The organism is Desulfobacterium sp. N47, from assembly GCF_051233685.1.
In the GTDB taxonomy this organism is placed as follows: domain Bacteria; phylum Desulfobacterota; class Desulfobacteria; order Desulfobacterales; family RPRI01; genus RPRI01.
In genome coordinates this window covers 1-3741 of the sequence record NZ_JBAMMY010000184.1, presented here as the reverse complement: position 1 = coordinate 3741, position 3741 = coordinate 1, and the positions used below count along the sequence as shown (strand labels likewise).

Annotated in this window: 3 protein-coding genes; 2 read left to right on the top strand and 1 reads right to left on the bottom strand. The window is 46.9% G+C overall.

Annotation, left to right across the window (positions count from 1 at the left end):
- The first annotated feature begins 162 nt into the window (after positions 1-162).
- Both VXK47_RS11835 and VXK47_RS11830 read left to right on the top strand, forming a co-directional pair.
- The gene (locus VXK47_RS11835) at positions 163-984 is read left to right on the top strand and encodes an amidohydrolase family protein (RefSeq protein ID WP_435548989.1); all 822 of its coding nucleotides are present in this window, start codon (positions 163-165) and stop codon (positions 982-984) included.
- A 74-nt stretch (positions 985-1058) separates the two neighbouring features.
- Positions 1059-1586 (top strand): DUF6125 family protein, encoded by a 528-nt coding sequence (locus VXK47_RS11830; RefSeq protein ID WP_435548988.1) that lies wholly within the window; start codon positions 1059-1061, stop codon positions 1584-1586.
- Positions 1587-1695: 109 nt separating this feature from the next.
- On the opposite strand, the gene VXK47_RS11825 is transcribed toward VXK47_RS11830, so the two are convergent.
- Complete coding sequence (locus tag VXK47_RS11825) at positions 1696-3576, bottom strand: adenine deaminase C-terminal domain-containing protein (RefSeq protein ID WP_435548987.1); 1881 nt, start codon at positions 3574-3576, stop codon at positions 1696-1698.
- Between the last annotated feature and the right edge of the window lie 165 nt (positions 3577-3741).

The following is a 3741-nucleotide window of genomic DNA, read 5'->3' as shown; positions in this document are numbered from 1 at the left end:
AATTTTGCTTTTTAAGAGAGGGGACAAGTTTTTTCTTGACATTCAAAAAAGATGGTGTACGAATACAATGAAAGGAAGGCTTAATGTTCATAATACTGGAGGGCATTATTCCAGGTCTCCTATTGACGACGCTACCAAAATATTATAAAGGTTTAAACAGTGATGAAAATTATTGATTTTCACTATCATCCGGTCAGTCCGGTCTTTGACTTTTTGCCCCAGCCTATGGGGTTGTTGAAAAAAAGGAACCCTGTATGGGCCAAACGATTTGCAGGCATTCCCACCGCCAGCGACATACTATCTTTTCTTGATGAGGAAGAAATAGACTATGTGGTATTGCTTGCTGAAAGAATACCAACTGTAACAGGGATAGTGTCAAACGAATTTTTGACTTCACTGTGCAAGGGAGAACCAAGGCTGATCCCTTTTTGCAGCATAAACCCCGCGTTAGATATTCATATGGATGTGATGCTGGAAAAACTTGTTAAACAAGGCTTTAAAGGATTAAAGCTGTGGCCAAGCTATCAGCATTTTTACCCGAACCAGCAAAACCTGTACCCTCTTTATGCAAGTGCTCAGAGATTGGGCATACCGATACTATATCATATAGGAACTTCTGTATTTGAGGGAACTAAGCTTAAATATTGTGATCCCATTTATCTTGATGAGGTAGCCGTGGATTTTCCAAAACTCAATATTGTCATGGCCCATGCGGGAAGAGGATTCTGGTATAACAAAGCATTTACGATGGCTTCTTTGCACAAAAACATATTTCTTGAAATTTCAGGCTTGCCTCCGTCTAAGCTCCTTGAATATTTCCCCCGTCTTGGAAAGATTGGATCTAAAATAATTTTCGGATCGGATTATCCGGATGTAACATCCATTAAAAAGAATGTGGAATACATAAAAACCCTGCCTCTTGACCCTTTTGTTATCGAAGGAATACTTGGCTTAAATGCCAATCAACTGCTCAAAGTGTTTTGATTATTATTTTTTTGGAACGCAGGCTAAAATAAGCGAAAACTTCTGACAGGTATGCTTTTTCGAGGAGGGAGAAAATGGATAATACACTGGCACAGCTTAGCAAGCAGGAACTACTTAAGGTCATCGAGATGTTTTCCGTGAACTGGCTTACCGTGGACGGTTTATGGTTTACCCTGGTAGAGGATGCTTACGGACTGGAGACTGCTCTCGATATGGATCTGAAAATGTGGCAGAAGATGGCCTTCATCCAGGCACAGAGAATTAAGAAATATATGGGCATTGAGGGAGGAGGGGTGAAAGGAGTGTTGAAGGCGCTTCGTTTTGCCGTATTCGATCCCGCCATGCCCTACCGGTATGCTCTGGAGGGAGAGGGATGGGAAGCCGCTATCATGTGGGTGCCTTCCTGCCGGCCACAGGAAGGAAGGCTGAGAGCGGGCAGAGCGGAGTTTCCCTGCAAGGGAATGGGGATGGCCTGTTACGAAATCCTGGCGAAAACGATCGACCCCGCGGTGAGCGTTGAGTGCCTCTTCTGCCCTCCCGACGAGCATCCGTCCGGCATCTGGTGCAAATGGAGATTAACCTACCGGAAAGATAATGAGTAACGTTTCCGACCTCCCGCCTGGATCTGAGATGTTTGAGATTTTTCTCCTATCGAAGAACCATTAAGGACATAACCACCTCTGAGACATATATATGAGACGCACATGTTGGCTAAAGCACTATCAGGCCAACCGTCTTTCCGTCTTTGAGATTAACCAGTCCTTCTTCACATATCCGGAAATAAGGAATGGCCGCCGTGGAGAGGGTATCCAATGTTAACGAGGGATTGGAAAAAGAAATGCCCAGAGCGAAAGCGGCTGTATTGATTTCATCCAGCTTTTTAGATAGGCTCTCCATGGGCTCATCAGAGATCAGCCCCAAAACGGGTAGAGGCAACTCTGCGATTATCTGGCCACCCCTTGATACTACTATCCCCCCCTGCAGTGCATGGATTCTATTTACGGCTAGCGCCATATCGGCATCATGGACGCCAATGACGATAATATCCGAGGAGTCCCAGGCTGCGCTGGTAGCAAAAGCTCCCTCCCGCATATGAAATCCGCGTAAGAGTCCGACGAATTTTCTTCCCGGGGAGAGTCGTCTGTCGATGGCGGCTACCTTGATAATATCTTGCGCCACATCTACAATGATTTCGCCGTTTATAACGGGCATCTCCATCTGCAATTCTCTTGTAACCAGCTCCGTAATCTGGTCTATGATTCGTACCTTGACCTGCACCGCATTGCCTTCAACGGAAAGGCAAAAATCTTCAGCCTTTAGATCCAGGGGCAGATGGATGCTGTGGCGGCTGGCTTCGGTATAGGCGTGCTTGCGCGGGCTTACCGTAAGCACGCCCTCAGTTAACGCTACGCGGCCGTTACTGATCACATAACGGGGCGCTATGGTTTTCATGTCCTGGATAATAATCATATCAGCGTACTTTCCTGGGGCAATTCCCCCCAGAGTTCCATCCAGGGAAAAATGCTCGGCTACATTGATGGTAGCCATCCGCACAGCATCCATTATCTTAAAACCTTTATCGATGGCCTTTTGCACAATAAATTCCATATATCCCTTTGCCACCATATCCTTGGGATCAACGCCGTCCGTGGCCAGGATCAGTCTGCGGAAGTCAATGTCCATATCTTTTAGGCGGGCGATGTCGTCAAGCTCCTGCCGAATACTTCCCTCCCTGACCATGACGTATAGGCCTATCCGTAGTCTTTCCAGGGCCTCTTCCGCTGTGGTTGGTTCATGGCAGGATGTAATTCCTGTTGCTGAATAGGCCATCAGCTTTCGGCCGCTTGCCCCGGCGCTGTGGCCTTCGATAAGCTTTCCGCAACGCAGGGTCTCGGCAAAGAGGGGTAGGAACTGATCCGGATTCTGCATGACAGCCTGCCAGTATGCTTCACCCAAGCCGATCACGTCATCACGCTGAAGCAGTTTGATCAGTATTCCCAGAGGCAGGCCGTTACAAGTGCTGCTGATGGACACCATGGCAGCTATGGTGCCGAAAAACTTGACCGGCTGGCCGGCAAAAGACTCCAGGTAGTCCACAGCAGCCTCATAGCCGCCCACGAGGTGGGCCTCCTGTGTCTCGTAAATTATCGTAGTCGTTCCGCCCTTGATTGCATATCGGGAACATTCCGCTGAGTCATATTTATGAGAGAGATGGGTGTGACCATCGATAAAACCCGGAATGAGAGGGCTTCCAGCCGCATCAATTACTGTGGTTTCCCGGCCGATATTATACTGTGGGTCTTTCCCCACATAAACAATCCATTTTCCTTTAACGGCCACTGCATAATCGTCCAGCCATTCCCCGGTATATACGTTTGCCAGTTTGGCGTGAACAATGACGAGATCAGCCTTCAAACGTCCCAGAGCTGCCTGCATTACCTGCTTGGCTTCCTCGGTTCCCATTAGGGCCAACGTTCCTGAAGCAATCATGAAAGAATCTCCTCTTATTCCACGAGACGTTAGGAGGTCTTGGTGGAGAAGCTTTTTTAAAATAATTGAAGTATAAGTAACATAGCTGTTTAGGTCAAGCAAAAAAAAGTCAGTGCCACCGGCACAGCACGGTAAATTTGTTCTAAATATAAGCTTCAATTATTTAGAACCACAGGTTGAAATCTTTTCGTCATTTTCAGATAATCGAAGACAGCTCTTACGTTAAATGATAATCGTCTCATTTTTTGAGACACGGTTTGTTTGGCT